Origin of the sequence: Streptomyces niveiscabiei, from assembly GCF_033794345.1 — a bacterium.
Classification (GTDB): Bacteria; Actinomycetota; Actinomycetes; order Streptomycetales; family Streptomycetaceae; genus Streptomyces; species Streptomyces niveiscabiei.
In genome coordinates, this window is the sequence record NZ_JARAYJ010000056.1 from 23,062 (window position 1) to 41,876 (window position 18,815).

Below are 18,815 nucleotides of genomic sequence, written 5' to 3' on the forward strand. Positions count from 1 at the left end.
TGTCTCAGCCGCGCGACGCCGTGTTCACAACTGGGCGTGAGGGAGCGTCTCAGCTGGTGGGTGCGGGTGTGCACTTCGGGCCGACCGGAACATGGGGGGCGGCGTCGCGGGCCTGGGCACGCGCATCTGCGGCGTTGTCGTCGGTCGCCATGGCTCCGCCATGACTCCCTCCTCCGCCTTGCAGCTGCACGCACCCAGACCCGCTCCTTCACCCACCCCCCATGTTCCGGTCGGCCCTATCACGGTACGCCCTGTTCGGCGCAGCCGTTTTCGGTCAGCTTTCGCCTTCGCCTTGCCGGGAGGCCGCCTCGGCCGCCTTCGCCGCGGCGCTTCCCGGACGCTTTCGGGCCACCCAGCCCTCGATATTCCGCTGCTGGCCACGGGCCACGGCCAGCGAACCGGGCGGTACGTCCTTCGTGATCACGGACCCGGCGGCGGTGTACGCGCCGTCCCCGACCGTGACGGGTGCCACAAACATGTTGTCCGAACCCGTCTTGCAGTGCGAGCCCACGGTCGTGTGGTGCTTGCTCTCGCCGTCGTAGTTCACGAACACGCTCGCGGCGCCGATGTTGCTGAAGTCACCGATCGTCGCGTCACCGACGTACGACAGGTGCGGGACCTTCGTGCCCTCGCCGATCGACGCGTTCTTCGTCTCGACGTACGTCCCGATCTTGCCCTTCGCGCCCAGCCGGGTGCCGGGGCGCAGGTACGCGTACGGGCCGACGCTCGCGTTCTCGCCGATCGTCGAGGAGAGGGCGACGGTGTTGTCGACGCGCGCGCCCGCGCCGACCCGGGTGTCGGTCAGCCGGGTGTTCGGGCCGACCTCCGCGCCTTCGCCGATGTGCGTCGTCCCCTGGAGCTGGGTGCCCGGGTGGACGATCGCGTCCTGGCCGAACGTCACCGTCACGTCGATCCAGGTCGTCGCCGGGTCGACGACCGTGACGCCGTCCAGCATCGCCTGCGTGAGGAGGCGGTCGTTCAGGATGCGGCGGGCCTGTGCGAGCTGGACGCGGTTGTTGATGCCGGCGATCTCGCGGTGGTCGCCGGCGACCGAGGCGCCGACGCGGTGTCCGGCCTCGCGCAGGATGCCGAGGACGTCCGTCAGGTACTCCTCGCCCTGGCTGTTGTCCGTACGGACCTTCTTGAGCGCGTCCGCGAGCAGTTGCCCGTCGAACGCGAACACCCCGGAGTTGATCTCCCGGATCGCCCGCTGGTCCTCGGTGGCGTCCTTGTGCTCGACGATCGCCGTCACGGCGCCGTGCGCGTCCCGCACGATCCGGCCGTACCCGGTCGCGTCCGGCACCTCCGCCGTGAGCACCGTCACCGCGTTGCCGTCGGTGTGGTGGGTGGCGGCGAGCGCCGTCAGCGTCGTACCGGTCAGCAGGGGGGTGTCGCCGCAGACGACGATCACCGTGCCGTCGACGGTCCCGCCGAGCTCCTCCAGCGCCATGCGGACGGCGTGACCGGTGCCGTTCTGCTGCTCCTGGACGGCCGTGCGGACGGCGCCGTCGCTCTCGGCGAGGTGCGCCGTCACCTGCTCGCGCGCGTGGCCGACCACAGCGACGAGGTTCTCCGGGGTCAACTCCCTTGCCGCGGCGAGCACATGACCCACCAGGGTCCGGCCGCACAACTCGTGCAGGACCTTCGGTGTGGCCGACTTCATACGGGTGCCCTCACCCGCTGCGAGAACGACGACGGCTGCCGGGCGGATGGCGCTCACGGGGTTGCCCTTCGGCTTTGTGTGGGTGGGGACACCCGAAGGATACCGGGGCGTTTCCGGGGCGACATGGGAGCGGGCCCCGACCGCGCTTCCGGTCAGGGCCCGTCGTTGTTCCGCTGTTGCTCCCCCGCCAGGACTCGAACCCGGACAAATGGCACCAAAAGCCACGGTGCTGCCAATTACACCACAGGGGAATGTTTACGGCTGAACCGGACAAAGGACCCGGGTCGCCGAGTGGCGCTTCCTACTATGCCGTACCGAACCGCCTCCGTGCGACGGTACAAGTGCGCCGAGGCGGGGCCCTGTCGGGGAAAGTTTCCGGAAAACCGGGTAGGGGCGCCCGTAGGGTGGACGTATGACCAGGACGGGGGAAGAGGCGGCTGCGGGGCGGGCCGGGCCGTGGTGGTGGGGGCGATGGCGCAGCGCCGCGCTCGATCTGGGGCTCGGGCTCGCGTCGGTCGTCGAGTGCGCGCTGGAAGGGTGGCCGTTCGCCCACGACGCGGGGGTCCCCGTGTGGGCGGGGATGGTGTTCGGGGCGGTCGCCGGGAGCGTCCTCGTCGTACGGCGGAAGTGGCCCATCGCCGTCGTCCTCGTCTCCATCGCCATCACCCCGGCGCAGATGGGGTTCCTGCTCGCGATCGTCGGGCTGTACACCCTCTCCGCGACCGAGCTGCCCCGGCGGATCATCGGGTCCCTCGCGGGGATGTCGTTCGTCGGGATGCTCGTCGTCACGTTCGTCCGGCTCAAGCAGGGGCTGTCGCCCGGGGACCTGCTGGCCGGGAACTGGTTCGTGCCCTTCGCCTCCATCGGGACCGCCCTCGGGGTGACCGCGCCGCCCGTCCTGCTCGGGCTGTACGTCGGGGCCCGGCGGCGGCTCATGGAGTCCCTCCGCGAGCGGGCCGACAGCCTTGAGCGCGAGCTCCAGCTGCTCGCCGAGCGGGCCGAGGAGCGGGCCGAGTGGGCGCGCGGGGAGGAGCGGACGCGGATCGCCCGGGAGATGCACGACGTCGTCGCGCACCGGGTGAGCCTGATGGTCGTCCACGCCGCCGCGTTGCAGGCCGTCGCCCGCAAGGACCCGGAGAAGGCGGTGCGCAACGCGGCGCTCGTCGGGGACATGGGGCGGCAGGCGCTGACCGAGCTGCGGGAGATGCTGGGGGTGCTGCGGAGCGGGACGGTGTCGGCGGGCGGGGAGCTGCCGCTGGCGGCCGTCGGGGTCGCCGCCGCCGCTGCCGCGTCCCGGGCCGTCGAGGAGGGCGACGGGCCCTGTCTCGCGGACGTCGAGGAGCTGGTCGGGCAGTCCGCCGCCGCGGGGATGGTCGTGGATCTGTCCGTGGAGGGGGAGGCGCGGGGGTATCTCGCGGTGATCGAGCAGACCGCGTTCCGTGTGGTCCAGGAGGCGCTGACCAATGTGCACAAGCACGCGGCCGGCGCGAAGACGTACGTCCGCCTCGCGCATCGGGGCGAGGAGATCGCCATGCAGGTCGAGAACGAGCCGCCTCCGGAGGCGGCGTCGTCGGCGCGGCTGCCCTCCGGGGGGAACGGGCTGGTCGGCATGAAGGAGCGGGTGGTGGCGCTGGGCGGGGTGTTCGTCTCCGGGCCGACCGAGGCGGGGGGGTTTCGGGTGTCGGCGGTGATTCCGGCGGGGCGCTGAGCTGGGGGGGCCGGGGGGTGGGGTGGAGGCCGGGTGCGGGGGGGGGTGCGGGGGTGCCGGGGTGCCGGGGGTGTGGGAGTGCCGGGGTGCCGGGGGTGCGGGAGTGCCGGGAGTGCGGGAGTGCCGGGGGCTTTCCCGTCGTGGGGGGTTCGGGTTCCTTTCCGCCGTACCCGGCTGTCCCGTCGTGGGGCCTGTGCCCTGGGCCTGGCCGTCTGGTGCCGGCCGTCTGGTGCCGGCCGTCCGGTCAGGTTGCCGCTGTCAGGCGGGTCGGGGTGGTGCCCGATATCAGGGTGGCCAGGGCCTGGTCGATCGTGGGGGCCAGGTACCAGTCGCCCGTGTGGTCCAGGGCGTAGACGCGGCCCGCGGTGTCGATGGCCAGGAGGGTCTGGGTCTGCGGGTCGGCGCCCAGGGGGGAGAGGTCGGCGGCGAGGGCTCTGCCCAGGTCCGCGAGGGTTCTCGGCTGGTGGAGGCCGTGGAGGGGGTCCAGGTGGAAGGCCGCGGGGGCGATCTGGCGGCCCGGGCCGGTGGGGGTGATGTGGAGGCCGCCGAATTCGGCCCAGGCCTCCACCGCTGCGGGGAAGACCGCGTGGCGGTGGCCCGCGGGGGAGGCGTGGTCGCGGAGGGTGTCCGCCCAGAACTCGGCTTGTTTGATGTCCCAGCGCCCGGGAAGCCAGCCGGCGGCACGGAGCGCGGCGTCCACGGGTACGGGGAAGCGGGTGGTCGAGGTGCGGTCGGTGTGGTGCATCTGCCGTTCGTTCGTCGAGGTCAGGGCGGTGGTGCGGGAGCGGCTCCCGGTGTTGTCGACGCATTTGGGGGGTGAGTGGTTCTGGGTGACCACCTGCCCCCGCCCCCCTTCCGTACGCGTCTACTCCTCGGACGTCTCGACGATCCGGATGCCGAAGTGGGCCGTGAGGGCGGCGCAGGCGCGGCACGGGGGTGCGAACGTGCCGTGCAGGGGGTCGCCGTCCTCGCGGATGTGGCGGGTGGTCAGCTTGGCCTGCTTGAGGACCTTGCGGGCCTCGCCGTTGGTCATCGGCTTGCGGGCCGCGCGGCGGCTGCGGGCCGCGTCGGCGGCGGCGATGTGCCGGGAGATGAGGAGCGCCTCGGCGCAGCGGCCGGTGAAGCGGTCGCGGCGGTCGCTGGGGAGCGTGTCGAGGAAGTCCTGCACGAGGTGGTGCAGCGGGGGCGGCTGGTCGCCGCGGGCGGCGGTGCCGGTGAGGGTGGCGCCCCGGACGGAGAGCGCGGCGGCGACGGTGGGCAGTATGCCGTCGCGGCGGTGGCGGAGGGTGGGGGCGTGGGGGGTATCGGCGGACCAGCCGACCCGGGGGTCGCCGCCCGCGCGGGGGTCGGCGGGGGCGTGCGGGGCGCCGTCCGTTCTGTGCGGTGGGACCTGCGACGCGTGGGGTGTTCTGCGGACGTCGGGTGACGTTCCGTGAACGGTGTCGCCCGCGTTGCGGTCCGTGCCGTGCGGTCCTGTCTGCGTCGCGTTCATGATCGTCTTTCCCTCCCCGGGCATCCCCCCGGAGGACACAGGGTGCCAAATGGCGTGGCCTGTGCGGAAGCTGGGGCGTGGCGACACGCCCGGGACGGGCCGGGCTGTCACCAGAGGGTGACGGCAGGTCACCGTACTTGAGGGGGACGAAGTGGAGGGCCGGTGACCCGTCCGGCCGTACCGCATAGGCTGTCGGCACCGTGGGTGCGCGACGGACGTGTGCCGGGAAGCGGTGGAGACAGTCGGATACGGGGCGTGTCGGACGGGGCCGGGAAAGCGGAACCGCCGGCGGGTGCCGTACAGAGCGCCGCAGGGGGCAACCGCCATGACGACAGGTCGGCTCGGGCAGACCGCGCCGCCGAACGCGGCATACGCCGGGCAGGTCGTGCACTTTCCGGACCCGGTCCGGGCGGGCCGTCACCCCAGAGGTGTACGGGTCGACGAGCGCGGCTACCCCGACTTCTCGCCGTACGCGCGCGCGGTGGCGGAGATCGCGGACCCCCCGGAGGGGTTCGGCGTCGACGAACTACGCCTCACGGACTACGTGTCGGCGAACGCCGCGCAGGCCGCCGCCGGGCACGAGCTGTGGGACACGGTGTCCCCGGTGGCCACCCCGCACGGCTGGACCTGGCACCACGTCGCCGGGACGCGCCGCCTCGAACTGATACCCGTGGACGTCAAGGCGCTGCTGCGCCACCACGGCGGTGTCGCGACGGCCCGCGTCGACCACGCGAAACGGGGCACCCGGCCGCTCCAGGAGACCCGGCCCACCCACTTCCGGCTGCCGAAGTCGGGCGTCGCGGTGACCGAGGCGCAGGTCCAGGGGGTCGAGGAGGACCTCGGCTACCGCCTGCCCGGCGCGTACCGCTCCTTCCTGAAGGCCGCGGGCGGCTGCGCGCCCGTCGGGACCGCGCTCGACGCCGAGCTCGGGCTCCTCGTCGACCAGCCGTTCTTCACGGTCCGCGACGAGGCCGCCGTCAACGACCTCGTGTACGTCAACAAGTGTCTGCGCGACCACCTCACCAAGGACTACCTCGGCGTCGGCTTCGTCCAGGGCGGCCTGATCGCCGTCAAGGTCAAGGGCGAGCGCCTCGGGTCCGTCTGGTTCTGCGCGTACGACGACGTCCGCGACGCCGACCCGACCTGGCCGCCGGCCGAGCGCGTCGAACGCCTCCTCGTGCCCTGCGGCGACGACTTCGACGCGTTCCTGTCCCGACTCGCCGGTGATCCACCGGAGTTGGAGACGGTGGCCAACCTGATGGTGGACGGCGGCTTCGCCCGCGTCGTTCCGGTTGCTGGGGAGTGATCAGCGCATGGTGACGTTCGCGCAGGCGCAGGAGCGCGCGGAGGAGTGGGTCAACGGGGACGTGCCCGTGTACCAGCACCGCGAGGTGCGCGTACGGGAGTTCGGCCTCGGGTTCGTGGTCTGGGCGGAGGACCGCGCGGAGGGTCCCCGCGGTGACGGGGGTGCCCAGCGGCTCGTCATCGCCCGGGACAGCGGGGAGGCCACACTGTGGCCCGCCCTGCCGGTCGGCGAGGTCATCCGGCGGTACGAGGAGCGGTACGGGGGTGAGGCGGGGGGTGTCGCGGACGCGGTGCCTGCGGCGGCTGCTCGGGTGGATCTGAACCAGACGTCGTTCCTGTTGTCGCCGCCGGAGTGGTTGCAGGATGCGGCGGACAAGTTGGGGATCGGGGAGCGGGGGGATTCTGCGGGGGGCGGGGGAACTCCGGGGGTTGGCGCGGGGGTTGGGGCGCCGGGTTCGGGTTCGGGTTCGGTTTCTGGTGCCGGTGCCGGTGCCGGTGCCGGTGTTGGTGTTGGTGGGGCGCCGGGTGCGGGGGCTGGAGTAACGCCGGGTGCTGGAGCAGGTGTTGGGGCGCCGGGGTCCGGGGCTGGTGCCGGGGTGCCGGGGGCCGGTGTTCCGGGTGGTTCCGGGGCTTCGACTTCCGGTGGGGCTCCGGGTGTTCCTGCCGGGGCTACGCCCTGGGCCGGGACCGACACGAACGGGGACGGCGGCGAGGACCGGTCCGTTCCGCTGCCCGCGACCGTGTTCGCTCCGCCGTTGAGCGACGGGGACCGGGGGCGGGGGGCCGGGGTCGCCGCGGATGCGCCGACCGCGTTGATGTCCGGGGGAAGCCAGCTGCCGCCTACGGCTGTCGCGCCCGCGTTGGATGTGCCGGGGGGACCGGCGGGGGCTTCGTACGGGTATCCCCAGACAGCGGGTGGACCGGGTGGGGCCAACTCGGCTGGTCCGGGCGGGGTTCCGGGGCCTGGCGGGGCCAACTCGGCGACTCCCGGCGGGGGTTCTGGCGGGGGCGGGCCGCAGGGGGGCGGTGCTTCCGGTCCGGGTGTCCCTGGTGAGGGCCCGGGCGGCGGCATGTCCAACTCGGGTGCCGGCGGTGGGGTTCCGGGGGCCGGTGCTCCCAACTCGTCTGCTTCTGGCGGGGGTCAGGGGGCTGGTGCACCCAGCTTTGGTGGTCCTGGCGGAAGTCAGGGGCCTGGTGTTCCTAACTTTGGCGGCCCTGGCGAGGGTCAGGGCGCTGGTGTTCCAGACTTCGCCGGCCCTGGTGGAGTTCAGGGGGCGGGGGCGCCCCATTCCGGTGGTGCTGCCGGAGGTCACGGTTCCGGTGGGCCGCAAGGTGTCGGCCCGGGTGACTCCGCCGCTCGGAACGGGGCTTCGCAGGAACCCACGTCGGCCGGGCGGGGGCTCGCCCCCAACGCCGGGGACATCGCCGATGCCGCGACCAGCCGGGCGGCGCCGCCTCCGCGTCGGGGGAGGGGCGGCGCGGGTGCGCCTCCGCCTCCGCCGGGCGCGCCCGGGGTGCCGGGTCGGCCTGGGGGTGCTGCTCCCGGTGCCGGCGCTGCCGGTCCTGCGGGTGCCGCCGCCGCGTACGTACCCACTCAGTTGGTGTCCGCCCTTGAGGACGGCCCCGGAGCACCCGGCGGACCGGGAGGCGCACCGGCAGCTCCGGGGACGCCCCCGGGTACCCCTCAGGTAGCAGCCCCCGGCACACCTCCGGGCGCCATGCCCCCCGCCGCAGGTCACCCCGGCCCCGGTCGACCGGGTGCCGGACAGGCCCCCGGCGCCGTGCCGCCGCCTCCGCCGGGCGCTCCCGGTGCCCCCGGCGCCCCGCAGCCCCCCGGCGCTCCGGGTACCCCGGGCACCCCCGGCGCCGTGCACCACGCCGAGACGATGCTGGCCGCGCCTCCGCCGGGCGCCCCCGGTATGCCGCCGCCCCCGCCGGGCGCCCCCGGTGTCCCCGGCGCACCTCCGAACGCTCCCGGCACGCCGCCCGGCGCTCCCGGCGCGGCCCCGTTCGCGGGTGCGGCTGGTGCCGCTGGTGCGCCCACGGCACCGTTCCCGGGCGTACCCGGCGCTCCCGGCGTACCGGGTCCCCCTCCCGGCGTACCCGGTGCACCCGGCGCCCCCGGTACCCCTCCCGGCGTACCCGGCGCCCATACCCCGCCTCCCCCTCCGGTGGTACCCCAGGGCATGCCCCCCGCGGCGTACGGGTACCCCAACCCGGCGGGGCAGCCGATCGTGGGCCCCGGCTACCAGGCCGTCCTGCGTTACCGCGCCCAGGACGGCTCCGAGCAGCAGCTCATCCGGCGTTCCGCGCCCGGCACCCCGCACCCGGAGTGGCAGATCTTCCACGAGCTGCGCGGGATGAACGTGCCCCCGGGCCAAGTCCTGGAGCTGCACACGGAGTTGGAGTCGTGCGAGCTGCCGGGCGCGTACTGCGCGCGGATGATCCGCGAGCAGTGGCCCCAGGCGCGGATCACGAGCATCGCCCCGTACGGCACGGACCACGCGAGCCGTCAGCAGGGGATGCAGCAACTCCTCGCGCACCAGGGCGAGTTGCACCAGGTCGCGGACGGCCCGGCGAGGCCCGCACCGGTCCGCGCCCCGTTGCCGCCGGTGCAGCAGGCGCCCGCCGTACCGCCGGAGGCGATCGGGCAGGAGCTGGCCGCCGCGTTCGGGCCTGGCGTGTTCCGGTTCGAGCAGGCGGCGGTGGCGCGGCAGGGCGTGCCGCCGGTGGTCGCGCACACGCTGGTCGCGGCCGGACTCCCGCTGGACATGGGCCCGTTCTTCTGGGCGCAGGCCCAGCCGGGCCGCCCGGTCCCGACGCTGGCGGAGCTCGCGCAGGAGCGCGGCGTGCAGCCCTCGGCGGACGCCGGCTCGTACCTCGTGATGGGCAGCGACTTCGGCAAGGCGATCTGCGTGCAGTACGGGACCGCCAACATCGTCGCCGTACCCGTCGAGGCGGGGCCCGGCGGGGCGCCGGTCGCGCCGCAGTTCGTGAACTCGGGGCTGCCCGAATTCGCGCGCTGTCTCGCCCTGTTGGGGCGGATGTGGCGGCTGCGGTTCGGCCTGAACCCGGAGCAGGCGGGCCGCTGGACCGTCGACTTCCAGGCGCAGATGGCCTCGCTGGACCCGGCGGCGCTGGGCTCGCCGGACAGCTGGTGGTCGGTGCTGCTGGAGCAGATGTGGGACGGGCTGCTGTGACGCGCCCCTGACGGCCCGCCCCGCGCGGAAGGAGTCCGCAACCGGTAGTGAACGGTTGCGGACTTTTTCTGTGCCCAGCCCCGTAACCCCCTCACGGAGTGTCACGTTACGCACCTTTTGATCCGAACCGTCAAGATATGCGCAAAATCGTTCGGATCTCGTGGGGAGTTTCCAGCATGGGCAGCGCGTCGGTGTCGCCGTACGGGTTCGGAACGGTCCGCGGGCGGGGGTACCGTCCCTCGCAGGTAGAGGCGTACGTCGCAGCCCTGTGCGCGGACCGCGACGCGGCATGGGACCGCGCGGCACGCCTGACGGTGCAGGTCAAGGAGGCGGAGTCGGAGGCGACCCGCCTCCGTGAGGCCGTCCTCCGCCTCACTCCCCAGAGCTACGAGACCCTCGGCGAGACCGCCCACCACCTCTTCCGCCTCGCCCGGCACGAGGCGCACACCCTCCGCGAACGCGCCCGCCACGAGGCCCGCGACCAGGCCGCCCGAGCCGACGAGCAGGCCGCCGCCATCCGCGAGGAAGCGGAGTCGGAGGCCCGCCGCACGCTGGCGGAAGCGGAGGAGTGGGGACGCCAGCGAATCGCGCGAGCCCGCGCCGAAGCGGACGAGATCCGCGTGACGGCACGACGCGAGGTGAAGCGGGACCGCGCGAAAGCCCTGGAGGGCCTGCGCGAGGTACGCCGCCGCACCGAGTCCCTCCGCACCCGCCAGGACCAGACCCGCGACCAGCGCAGGGAGGCGATCGAACGAGAAGCCCTGGCCCGCGCCCGCACCCTGGACGCCCACTACGCCACCCTGATCGCCCGAGCGGAGTCCGCCCTCTGCGAGGCCCGCGCCACCCACACCGAGGCCGAGAAATCCGCCACCCGCCTCCAGTCCCGAGCCCACACCCACGCCACGGCCCTCCTCACCGAGGCCCACCACCAGGCCGACCGCATCGCCCGCGAAACGGAACGCGTCCTGCGCGAACACGGCGAACGCTGGGACGACGTACGGGCCCACATGGACTACGTCCGCACCAGCCTGAGCGCCTTGACGGGGCGGGCGGTGGAGTAGCTCTCAGGTAGTCAGGGGGTAGTACTCCCGTCGCTCTCGATCACCGGGAACCGGCGCGGAGCGATCAGCAGCAGGGCCAGGAACGCCAGAACCGCCGCCACCGCCGCCCCGATGTACACCGCGTGGACCGCGTCCGCGACCGCGCGGCGGATGTGGTCGGGGGTGCCGGAGGGGCCCCAGGAGCGGGTGATCGAGTCGAGGTCGCCGCCTCCGCCGAGGCGGGTCGCCAGGACGCCGTTGGCTGTCGCGCCGAAGAGGGAGGCGCCGAGGGTCTGGCCCGTCTGGCGGCAGAAGAGGATCGAGGCGGTGGCCGTGCCGCGTTCGCCCCAGGTGACCGTGGACTGGATACCGACGATCAGGGGGAGCTGGAAGAGGCCGAGCGCCGCGCCCAGCGCCAGCATCAGGAGGGTGGGCTGCCAGGGGGAGCCGGGGTAGGGGAGGAGGGGGAAGGCGAGGAGGATCAGGGCGGCCAGGGCGATGCCCAGGAGCGCCGTGTCGCGGAAACCCATGCGGCGGTAGACGTGCTGGCTGAGCGCCGCCGAGACGGGCCAGCTCAGGGTCCAGACGGAGAGGACGAAGCCGGCGGCCGTCGGGCCCAGGCCGAGGACGGATTGCGCGTACGTCGGGAGGAAGACCGTCGGCGCGACCATCACCAGCCCGAGCGCGCCCAGGGCCACGTTGACCGCCGCGATGGGGCGGCGGCGCCACACCCAGCCGGGGATGATGGGCTCGGCGGCGCGGCGTTCCACGGCCACCACGACCGCCACCAGCGCGAGCCCGGCGCCGAACAGGGCGAGCGAGGGCGCCGAGAGCCAGTTCCAGGCGACGCCGCCCTGGACGAGCGCGGTCAACAGGACGCCTCCGCAGGCGAACACGGCGAGGGCGCCCGCCCAGTCGACGCGCGCCCTGGGCGCCGACTCCCGCGCGGGCTCGTGGAGATGACGGACGATCAGCCACAACGCCACCGCTCCGACAGGGAGGTTGACGAGGAAGATCCACCGCCAGTCGGCGTACGCGGCGAGCAGTCCGCCCACCGCCGGGCCCGCGACGGCCGACACCGCCCACACCGTCGACAACTTCGCCTGGATCTTGGGGCGTTGCTCCAGCGGGTACAGGTCGGCGGCGAGCGTCTGGACCGTTCCCTGGAGGGCGCCGCCGCCGAGGCCCTGCACGACGCGGAACGCGATCAGCGCACCCATGTTCCAGGCGCACGCGCACAGCAGGGAGCCCAGCAGGAACACGGCCGCGCCGACGACGAGGACCGGCTTGCGGCCGAACGTGTCGGACAGCTTCCCGTACACCGGGAGGGTGACGGTCACGGCGAGCAGGTAGCCGGAGAAGAGCCACGAGAAGACCGAGAACCCGCCGAGGTCCCCGACGATCTGCGGGACGGCGGTGGAGACGATCGTGGAGTCGAGCGCGGCCAGCGCCATCGACAGCATGAGCGCGGCGACCACCGCGCCCCGTCGGTCGGGGGTACTACGACCCTCCGTCGCAGGTATGACCGGCCGAACACTCCCCGTCACAGACCCTCCCCGGTCGCGTGCCCCTTGCATCTATCCGCCGCCGGACAGCTTCTCACTTGACCCTCACGTCGCGGCAGGGTGCAGCCTGGGTGGAGCGGGAGGGTGGAGACGGCCCCGAAATCGTCTCCACCCGTCGGTGGACGTCCCCTAGGGGTACCTCCGTACTACGTCTCGGGGAGGGTTCGTCCCGACGGAGGACGAGGGGGCCCGGGGGCGGTCCTTAATCTGGCTTTACGTCGACGGGGGCGACCGGAGCACCGGGTACCCCCCTCGTCGGGGGGTGGGGTTAACCCCCCGGGAAGACGGGGTCCGGCCCCAATGTGCCGTACCCCTCCCGGGGGACAGACTCATCGTCGTACCGCTCAGGGCCAGTACCGAACAGGGCCGGCCGGCGCGGACCGCCGCAGCGGACCAAGAACGCCACGGGCACCCGCGTACTCATTGATGACCGACATAGGAGACTTGCCATGACATCGGCCGTGACCATTCCCCGGCACGGGGGTTCCGGAGGGCGTACGGCCGTCGCCGCGCGGGGGCGGCAGGTCGTGAAGGCGTACGGGTCGGGGGAGACCCGGGTCGTCGCGCTCGACCACGTCGACGTGGACATCGTGCGGGGGGAGTTCACCGCGATCATGGGGCCCTCGGGGTCCGGGAAGTCCACGCTGATGCACTGCCTCGCCGGGCTCGACACCGTCAGCTCGGGGAAGATCTACCTCGACGACACCGAGATCACCGGCCTGAAGGACAAGAAGCTCACCCAACTGCGGCGTGACCGCATCGGGTTCATCTTCCAGGCGTTCAACCTGCTGCCCACGCTCAACGCGCTGGAGAACATCACGCTGCCGATGGACATCGCGGGCCGCAAGCCCGACAAGGGGTGGCTGGCGCAGGTCGTCGAGACCGTCGGGCTCGCCGGACGGCTCAAGCACCGGCCCAATCAGCTCTCCGGCGGCCAGCAGCAACGCGTCGCCGTGGCACGGGCGTTGGCCGCCCGCCCCGAGATCATCTTCGGCGACGAGCCGACCGGGAACCTCGACTCCCGTGCGGGAGCGGAGGTGTTGGGCTTCCTGCGCAGGTCCGTCGACGAACTCGGCCAGACCATCGTGATGGTGACGCACGATCCCGTAGCCGCGTCGTACGCGGACCGCGTGCTCTACCTCGCCGACGGGCGGATCGTCGACGAGATGATCCGGCCCACCGCCGACACCGTCCTGGACCGTATGAAGGACTTCGACGCGCGGGGGCGTACGTCATGACCGTCATGAAGACCTCTATGCGCAACTTCTTCGCGCACAAAGGGCGCATGGCGCTCTCCGCGATAGCCGTACTGCTGTCGGTCGCGTTCGTCTGCGGGACGCTGGTGTTCACGGACACCATGTCCACCACCTTCGACAAGCTGTTCGCGGCGACGTCCTCCGATGTGACGGTGAGCCCCAAGGGCGCCTCCGACACCGGCGAGACGAAGTCCGACAACGGCAAGCCGCTCGTCATGCAGGCGTCGGTCGTCGACACCGTGCGCAAGGCGAAGGGCGTCAAGTCGGCCGAGGGGACGGTCTTCTCGACCTCGGTGACCGTCATCGACGCCGACAAGGACAGCCTCTCGCCCAGCGGCGGCGGCCCGACGATCGTGGGCAGCTGGAACAGCAACGACGCCCGCACCATGAAGATCACCTCGGGCGCGGTGCCCAAGGGCTCCGGCCAGGTGATGGTGGACGAAGACACCGCCGACAAGCACCACTTGAAGCTCGGCGACGAGATCGGCGTCATCAGCGCCCTCGGCACGCACAAGGCGAAGATCTCCGGTGTCGTCGCCTTCCAGGTCACCAACCCCGGTGCGGCGATCTTCTACTTCGACACGAAGACCGCGCAGGAGACGCTGGTCGGGCAGACCGGTGTCTACACGAACGTCAACGTCACGGCGGCGGCCGGGTTCAGCGACGAGCAGGTGAAGCAGGGCGTCAACTCGGCGCTCGGCGCAGGGCAGTTCAAGGTGCAGACCGCCAAGGAGACGGCCGACGCCAACCGCAAGCAGGTCGGCTCCCTCATGGACGTACTCAAGTACGCCATGCTCGGCTTCGCCGGGATCGCCTTCCTCGTCGGGATCTTCCTCATCATCAACACGTTCTCGATGCTGGTCGCGCAGCGCACCCGGGAGATCGGGCTCATGCGGGCCATCGGGTCCTCGCGCAAGCAGGTCAACCGGTCCGTGCTGGTCGAGGCGCTGCTCCTCGGGATCGTCGGGTCGATCCTGGGCGTCGGGGCCGGGGTCGGGATCGCCATCGGGCTGATGAAGCTCATGAGTTCGGCCGGCATGAACCTCTCGACCGACGATCTGACCGTCGCCTGGACCACGCCCGTCATCGGGATCGTCCTCGGCGTCGTCGTCACCGTACTCGCGGCGTACCTCCCGGCCCGCCGTGCCGGGAAGGTCTCGCCGATGGCCGCGCTGCGCGACGCGGGTACCCCCGCCGACGGGCGCGCCGGATGGGTACGGGCCCTGATCGGCTTGGCGCTGACTGGCTCCGGAGGGGTAGCGCTCTACCTCTCAGGTACTGCGGACAAGGCGGGCGAGGGCGGTCTCTGGCTGGGGCTCGGCATCGTCCTGTCCCTCCTCGGGTTCGTCGTCATCGGACCGCTCCTCGCGGGCGGGGTCGTACGGGTACTGGGGGCGGTACTCCTGCGGGCCTTCGGTCCCGTGGGGCGCATGGCCGAGCGCAACGCGCTGCGCAACCCCAGGCGTACGGGGGCTACGGGCGCCGCCCTGATGATCGGGCTCGCGCTGGTCGCCTGCCTCTCCGTCGTCAGCTCCTCCATGGTGGCCTCCGCGACCGAGGAACTCGACAAGACCGTCGGCACCGACTTCATCGTCCAGTCCGACAGCGGGCAGCTCATCACGCCGCAGGCCGTCGAGACGATCAAGAAGACGCCGGGTCTGGAGCGGGTCACCGAGTACAAGTGGACCAAGGCCGACTTCACCACCCCCGACGGCAAGGTCTCCAAGGACACGGCCATCACCGCCGCCGACCCGACCTACCCCGACGACCTGCGCGTCCAGACCGTCCAGGGCAACCTGAAGGACGCGTACAAGCCGGACTCCATGTCCGTCCACGAGGACTTCGCCAAGGACCACGCGATCCGGCTCGGCTCCACCGTCCGCGTCTCCTTCAAGGACGGCCGTACGGCGCCCCTCACCGTCCGCGCCATCACCAAGAGCGACGTCGCCATCGACTCCGGGGCCATGTACACGGCCATCACGACCATGGCGAAGTACGTACCCGCCGACAAGATGCCCCTCGACACGATCCTCTTCGCGACCGCGCAGAAGGGGCAGCAGGACGCCGCGTACACCGCGCTCAAGTCGACCATGCGCGACTATCCGCAGTACAAGGTCCGCGACCAGACCGACTACAAGCAGGCGCTCAAGGACCAGATCGGCCAACTCCTCAACCTCATCTACGGGTTGCTGGCCCTCGCGATCATCGTCGCCGTCCTCGGGGTCGTGAACACCCTGGCCCTCTCGGTCGTCGAACGCACCCGCGAGATCGGCCTCATGCGAGCCATCGGCCTCTCCCGCCGCCAGCTCCGCCGCATGATCCGCATGGAGTCGGTCGTCATCGCCCTCTTCGGCGCGCTCCTCGGCCTCGGCCTGGGCATGGGCTGGGGGGCAACCGCCCAGAAACTCCTCGCACTTCAGGGCCTCGGCGTCCTGGAGATCCCCTGGCCCACCATCATCGGCGTCTTCATCGGCTCGGCGTTCGTCGGCCTCTTCGCCGCCCTGATCCCGGCGTTCCGGGCGGGCCGCATGAACGTCCTCAACGCGATCGCCACGGACTGATCCGAGAAGGGGGGTAACTGGACCACCGCATACGGGGGTTGCGGGGGAAGACCCGGTGCCGGGGAGTCTTGGGGGACTCCTCGGCACCGGGTTTTGTGCATGCCCGGGGGCTCGGACGCGGTCTGCTCAAGACCCCGGCTGTCAGTGCGGTCGGCTAGCGTCTGAGGCGTGCGCTACTTCAACACGGCAGGGCCGTGCATCGCTGAACGGCACTACATGCTGTCTTCCGAGGAACGGCTGCCTCAGGCCCACAGGCTGGTGGACGAGGGCCACTACTTCGTGCTGCACGCTCCCCGGCAGACCGGCAAGACCACGGCACTCGCCTCGCTGGCCCGCGATCTGACTGCCTCCGGCCAGTACACGGCACTGCATTTCTCCTGCGAGAACGCGGAAGTGGCCGGGGAGGACTATGAGCGGGCGGAGGAACTGGTCCTTCAGGCGATCCGGTCCGCCGCCAAGATCGCCGGGTTCCCTGCGGAACTCGCGCCGCCGCCGGTCTGGCCCGAGGCCGCTCCCGGGGCCCGGCTCCAGGAAGGTCTGAACCAGTGGGCGCTCAGCTCCCCCCGTCCGCTGGTGCTGTTCTTCGACGAGATCGACGCGCTGCGCGGGGAGAGCCTGCGCAGTGTGCTGCGTCAGCTGCGGAACGGCTTCACGACCGGACGCAGCAGCTTCCCGCACTCGGTGGCGCTGTGCGGGCTGCGGGACGTACGCGACTACAAGGCGGCCTCGGGCGGTGATCCAGGACGTCTGGGAACGTCGAGCCCGTTCAACATCAAGATCGCGTCGCTGCGGTTGGGTGACTTCACCGAGGCCGAGACCACCGAGCTGTACCGGCAGCACACGGCCGATACCGGGCAGGAGTTCACCCCGGACGCGATCGAGCGCGCCTTCTGCTACACCCAGGGCCAGCCGTGGCTGGTCAACGCGCTGGCGTACGAGATCACCCGGCGGATGGAGGTCCCGCCGTCCGAGCCGATCACGGCGGAGCACGTCGACGAGGCGAAGGAGCGGCTGATCCTGGCGCGGGCCACGCACCTGGACTCGCTGGTCGCCCGCCTCGGCGAGGACCGGGTACGCCGGGTGATCGAGCCGTTGATCGCCGGTGAGCTGCCCGACGGCGGTGTCACCTACGACGACGACCGGTCGTACGTCCGCGATCTGGGGTTGATCGCCCCGAACTCACCGGTGCGGGTGGCCAACCCGATCTACCGGGAGGTCATCGTCCGCGTCCTGGGAAGCAGCACCGAGGACTCGGTCACCGACACCCCGAGCAGCTTCCGGCTGCCGGACGGCCGGATCGACATGGACAAGCTGCTGCACTCGTTCGCCGCGTTCTGGCGGGAGAACGGCGAGATCCTCGCCTCCGGCTCGACCTACCCGGAGGCGGCGGCTCAGCTGGTGATGATGGCGTACCTGCACCGCATCGTGAACGGCGCCGGCTTCATCGACCGGGAGTACGGGGTGGGTCGCCGCCGCATCGACCTGCTGATCCGCCAGCCCTACACGGACGAGTCCGACGGGTCGCGGGCCGTGCAGCGCGAGGCGCTGGAACTGAAGGTGTGGCGCCAGGGCCGCCCCGACCCCCTGACCGACGGCCTGGCCCAACTGGACGACTACCTGGACCGTACGGAGCTGCCCACCGGCACCCTCGTCGTCTTCGACACCCGCCCCGAGGCGGCCTCCGTCCACGAACGCACCGCCTTCTCGACGCAGACCACTCCGTCGGGGCGCACGGTCACCCTGCTGCGAGCGTGACCAGGCGCCGGGGAGCCTTGGGGGACTCCCCGGACCCGGCATCTGTTCATGCCCGGCGGCTCGCGAGGAGCAGGCAGTCGGGGCACACGAAGACGTCGTCCCTGCTGGTGCACGGGATCGGTACGAGGGTCCGGCGCCCGCAGTGACAGCAGTCCTCCTCCGCCCGCGCGGGCGGGCCGTCCGCGAGCAGCGCTTCCCGGTTCACGCGCTCGTCCTGAACGCGGCGTCGTCGAAGGGGGCGCCGTCGTACGTGTACGGGTGGTCGACGCCCATCGTCGCGAGCTCGGCGGCTCGCCTGCGTTCCCACTGGAGGCGCAACTCCCAGGCGGCTTCCGTCTGTTCGTGGCGTTCGGCCTGGCGGCGGAAGATCTCGGCGGCCTCTTCCTTGCTGATGCTGGTCCAGGGGCGGGACCAAGGGGAGGCGGGGGCCGGGCCGGTGGGGATGGGCTGGGCGGTGAGGTAGGCGGGGGAGTGGCGGCCGGGGCGGGGGCGGGGGGTGAGGACGAGGCGGGCCCAGGTGAGGGCTCGGGCGATAGCATCGCGCATACGCCGGTCAGCTCCTTGTGTTAGCTGTCTTGGCCAGCCCCGTTGGACCGATTAGGCCCGGTCCTTCGGGGCGTTTTCGTTGCTGACGCTAGCTGCCCTCGTAGGCCCCTGTCTACACCTATGGCATACAGCGGCATCTATGAGGTGATGGCTACTCACAGGTAAAGTCGAAGGATGTTCGAGTTCGACCCATCTCGTCCGAAGTGGCAGCAAATCGCCGACGTGGTCCGCCAGCGCATCGCCAGCGGCGAGTACCCGCCGAACCACCTGGTCTCCGAGGTGAGACTCGGCGAGGAGTTCGACGTGGCCCGGGTCACCGTCCGCAAGGCGACCGCCGCCCTCCGCGCCGAGGGGCTGATCGTCACGACGCCGAGCATGGGGTCGTTCGTGAGGAAGCGGGGCGAGGACGGCGAGTCCTAGGCACGGCCTTCGTTACACCAGAATCTCGGCGTCGACGCGGGAGAACACCAGATCGGTCATTTCCATGACGGGCTCGCGCCAGCGGGCTGCCGATGCGGGGTGGCGTAGGGCTGGTGGGTAGCTGGCTGCGTCGTAGTCATTGGTCACGCGGTAGGGGTGGAATCCGTGGTCCCGCAAGGGGTTGAGGATCTCGTCGACCGTCTGCCCTTGCTTGGCCAGCAGCCTCGGCGTCACCTCGACGAGCAGTTCGGCGTCGTCCCGGAGGTGGCCCAGCACGGGCAGCAGTCCGCGTACGGCACCGGCT

The 18,815-nt window shown here is 72.0% G+C and carries 14 protein-coding genes, 1 tRNA gene and 1 pseudogene; 8 read left to right on the top strand and 8 right to left on the bottom strand.

All coding sequences use genetic code 11. The annotated features are described in order from the left end of the window. Positions 1 to 274: 274 nt before the first annotated feature. Both glmU and PV682_RS40805 read right to left on the bottom strand, forming a co-directional pair. The gene (glmU, locus tag PV682_RS40800; protein ID WP_319737558.1) at positions 275 to 1,720 is read right to left on the bottom strand and encodes a bifunctional UDP-N-acetylglucosamine diphosphorylase/glucosamine-1-phosphate N-acetyltransferase GlmU; all 1,446 of its coding nucleotides are present in this window, start codon (positions 1,718 to 1,720) and stop codon (positions 275 to 277) included. Between the two features lie 122 nt (positions 1,721 to 1,842). After that, positions 1,843 to 1,914 (bottom strand) — tRNA-Gln (locus PV682_RS40805). Between the two features lie 161 nt (positions 1,915 to 2,075). Between PV682_RS40805 and PV682_RS40810 the strand changes: the two genes are divergently transcribed. After that, on the top strand, positions 2,076 to 3,371 hold the full coding sequence (locus tag PV682_RS40810; protein WP_319737559.1) for a sensor histidine kinase: 1,296 nt from the start codon (positions 2,076 to 2,078) through the stop codon (positions 3,369 to 3,371). A gap of 244 nt (positions 3,372 to 3,615) precedes the next feature. Here PV682_RS40810 and PV682_RS40815 read toward each other — a convergent pair whose 3' ends face one another. Both PV682_RS40815 and PV682_RS40820 read right to left on the bottom strand, forming a co-directional pair. Further along, positions 3,616 to 4,116, bottom strand: coding sequence for an SUKH-3 domain-containing protein (locus PV682_RS40815; RefSeq protein ID WP_112477123.1), 501 nt, complete (start codon positions 4,114 to 4,116; stop codon positions 3,616 to 3,618). A gap of 120 nt (positions 4,117 to 4,236) precedes the next feature. Then, positions 4,237 to 4,863: a YwqJ-related putative deaminase gene (locus PV682_RS40820; protein WP_319737561.1), complete on the bottom strand. Its 627-nt coding sequence runs from the start codon at positions 4,861 to 4,863 to the stop codon at positions 4,237 to 4,239. Between the two features lie 325 nt (positions 4,864 to 5,188). On the opposite strand from PV682_RS40820, the gene PV682_RS40825 reads away from it, so the two are divergent. The 3 genes from PV682_RS40825 to PV682_RS40835 all read left to right on the top strand — a co-directional run bounded on the left by PV682_RS40825 (position 5,189) and on the right by PV682_RS40835 (position 10,429). Next, positions 5,189 to 6,169, top strand: coding sequence for an SMI1/KNR4 family protein (locus PV682_RS40825; protein WP_055725206.1), 981 nt, complete (start codon positions 5,189 to 5,191; stop codon positions 6,167 to 6,169). 7 nt (positions 6,170 to 6,176) lie between these two features. Further along, positions 6,177 to 9,368 (top strand): SUKH-4 family immunity protein, encoded by a 3,192-nt coding sequence (locus PV682_RS40830; protein ID WP_319737563.1) that lies wholly within the window; start codon positions 6,177 to 6,179, stop codon positions 9,366 to 9,368. A 176-nt stretch (positions 9,369 to 9,544) separates the two neighbouring features. Continuing rightward, the gene (locus tag PV682_RS40835) at positions 9,545 to 10,429 is read left to right on the top strand and encodes a coiled-coil domain-containing protein (protein ID WP_319737579.1); all 885 of its coding nucleotides are present in this window, start codon (positions 9,545 to 9,547) and stop codon (positions 10,427 to 10,429) included. 11 nt (positions 10,430 to 10,440) lie between these two features. Here PV682_RS40835 and PV682_RS40840 read toward each other — a convergent pair whose 3' ends face one another. After that, positions 10,441 to 11,985, bottom strand: a complete 1,545-nt coding sequence (locus PV682_RS40840; protein WP_407705825.1) for an MFS transporter — start codon at positions 11,983 to 11,985, stop codon at positions 10,441 to 10,443. 437 nt (positions 11,986 to 12,422) lie between these two features. On the opposite strand from PV682_RS40840, the gene PV682_RS40845 reads away from it, so the two are divergent. The 3 genes from PV682_RS40845 (at position 12,423) to PV682_RS40855 (ending at position 17,545) form a co-directional block, all read left to right on the top strand. Continuing rightward, positions 12,423 to 13,211, top strand: a complete 789-nt coding sequence (locus tag PV682_RS40845) for an ABC transporter ATP-binding protein (RefSeq protein ID WP_319737566.1) — start codon at positions 12,423 to 12,425, stop codon at positions 13,209 to 13,211. Further along, the gene (locus tag PV682_RS40850) at positions 13,208 to 15,790 is read left to right on the top strand and encodes an ABC transporter permease (RefSeq protein WP_319737567.1); all 2,583 of its coding nucleotides are present in this window, start codon (positions 13,208 to 13,210) and stop codon (positions 15,788 to 15,790) included. Before PV682_RS40845 ends, PV682_RS40850 begins: the two co-directional genes overlap by 4 nt. Before the next feature lie 168 nt (positions 15,791 to 15,958). Next, entirely contained in the window at positions 15,959 to 17,545 is a 1,587-nt protein-coding gene (locus PV682_RS40855) for an ATP-binding protein (RefSeq protein WP_319737568.1), read from the top strand. Between the two features lie 46 nt (positions 17,546 to 17,591). Here PV682_RS40855 and PV682_RS40860 read toward each other — a convergent pair whose 3' ends face one another. Then, complete coding sequence (locus PV682_RS40860; protein ID WP_319737571.1) at positions 17,592 to 17,750, bottom strand: hypothetical protein; 159 nt, start codon at positions 17,748 to 17,750, stop codon at positions 17,592 to 17,594. Then, complete coding sequence (locus tag PV682_RS40865) at positions 17,747 to 18,091, bottom strand: hypothetical protein (protein WP_319737574.1); 345 nt, start codon at positions 18,089 to 18,091, stop codon at positions 17,747 to 17,749. The genes PV682_RS40860 and PV682_RS40865 overlap by 4 nt, the downstream gene beginning before the upstream one ends. 174 nt (positions 18,092 to 18,265) lie before the next feature. On the opposite strand from PV682_RS40865, the gene PV682_RS40870 reads away from it, so the two are divergent. After that, positions 18,266 to 18,511: a GntR family transcriptional regulator gene (locus PV682_RS40870; RefSeq protein WP_319737576.1), complete on the top strand. Its 246-nt coding sequence runs from the start codon at positions 18,266 to 18,268 to the stop codon at positions 18,509 to 18,511. Positions 18,512 to 18,523: 12 nt separating this feature from the next. On the opposite strand, the pseudogene PV682_RS40875 reads toward PV682_RS40870, so the two are convergent. Next, positions 18,524 to 18,815, bottom strand: a pseudogene (locus PV682_RS40875) (FkbM family methyltransferase); the annotation flags it as partial.

Excerpts from the sequence above, each read along its gene's own strand:
- PV682_RS40810 (WP_319737559.1), top strand. The coding sequence starts at position 2,076 with ATGACCAGGACGGGGGAAGAGGCGGCTGCGGGGCGGGCCGGGCCGTGG.
- PV682_RS40825 (WP_055725206.1), top strand. The coding sequence starts at position 5,189 with ATGACGACAGGTCGGCTCGGGCAGACCGCGCCGCCGAACGCGGCATAC.
- PV682_RS40815 (WP_112477123.1), bottom strand. The coding sequence starts at position 4,116 with ATGCACCACACCGACCGCACCTCGACCACCCGCTTCCCCGTACCCGTG.
- PV682_RS40845 (WP_319737566.1), top strand. The coding sequence starts at position 12,423 with ATGACATCGGCCGTGACCATTCCCCGGCACGGGGGTTCCGGAGGGCGT.
- PV682_RS40870 (WP_319737576.1), top strand. The coding sequence starts at position 18,266 with ATGTTCGAGTTCGACCCATCTCGTCCGAAGTGGCAGCAAATCGCCGAC.
- PV682_RS40830 (WP_319737563.1), top strand. The coding sequence starts at position 6,177 with ATGGTGACGTTCGCGCAGGCGCAGGAGCGCGCGGAGGAGTGGGTCAAC.
- PV682_RS40835 (WP_319737579.1), top strand. The coding sequence starts at position 9,545 with ATGGGCAGCGCGTCGGTGTCGCCGTACGGGTTCGGAACGGTCCGCGGG.
- PV682_RS40850 (WP_319737567.1), top strand. The coding sequence starts at position 13,208 with ATGACCGTCATGAAGACCTCTATGCGCAACTTCTTCGCGCACAAAGGG.
- PV682_RS40820 (WP_319737561.1), bottom strand. The coding sequence starts at position 4,863 with ATGAACGCGACGCAGACAGGACCGCACGGCACGGACCGCAACGCGGGC.
- PV682_RS40840 (WP_407705825.1), bottom strand. The coding sequence starts at position 11,985 with ATGCAAGGGGCACGCGACCGGGGAGGGTCTGTGACGGGGAGTGTTCGG.
- PV682_RS40865 (WP_319737574.1), bottom strand. The coding sequence starts at position 18,091 with ATGCGCGATGCTATCGCCCGAGCCCTCACCTGGGCCCGCCTCGTCCTC.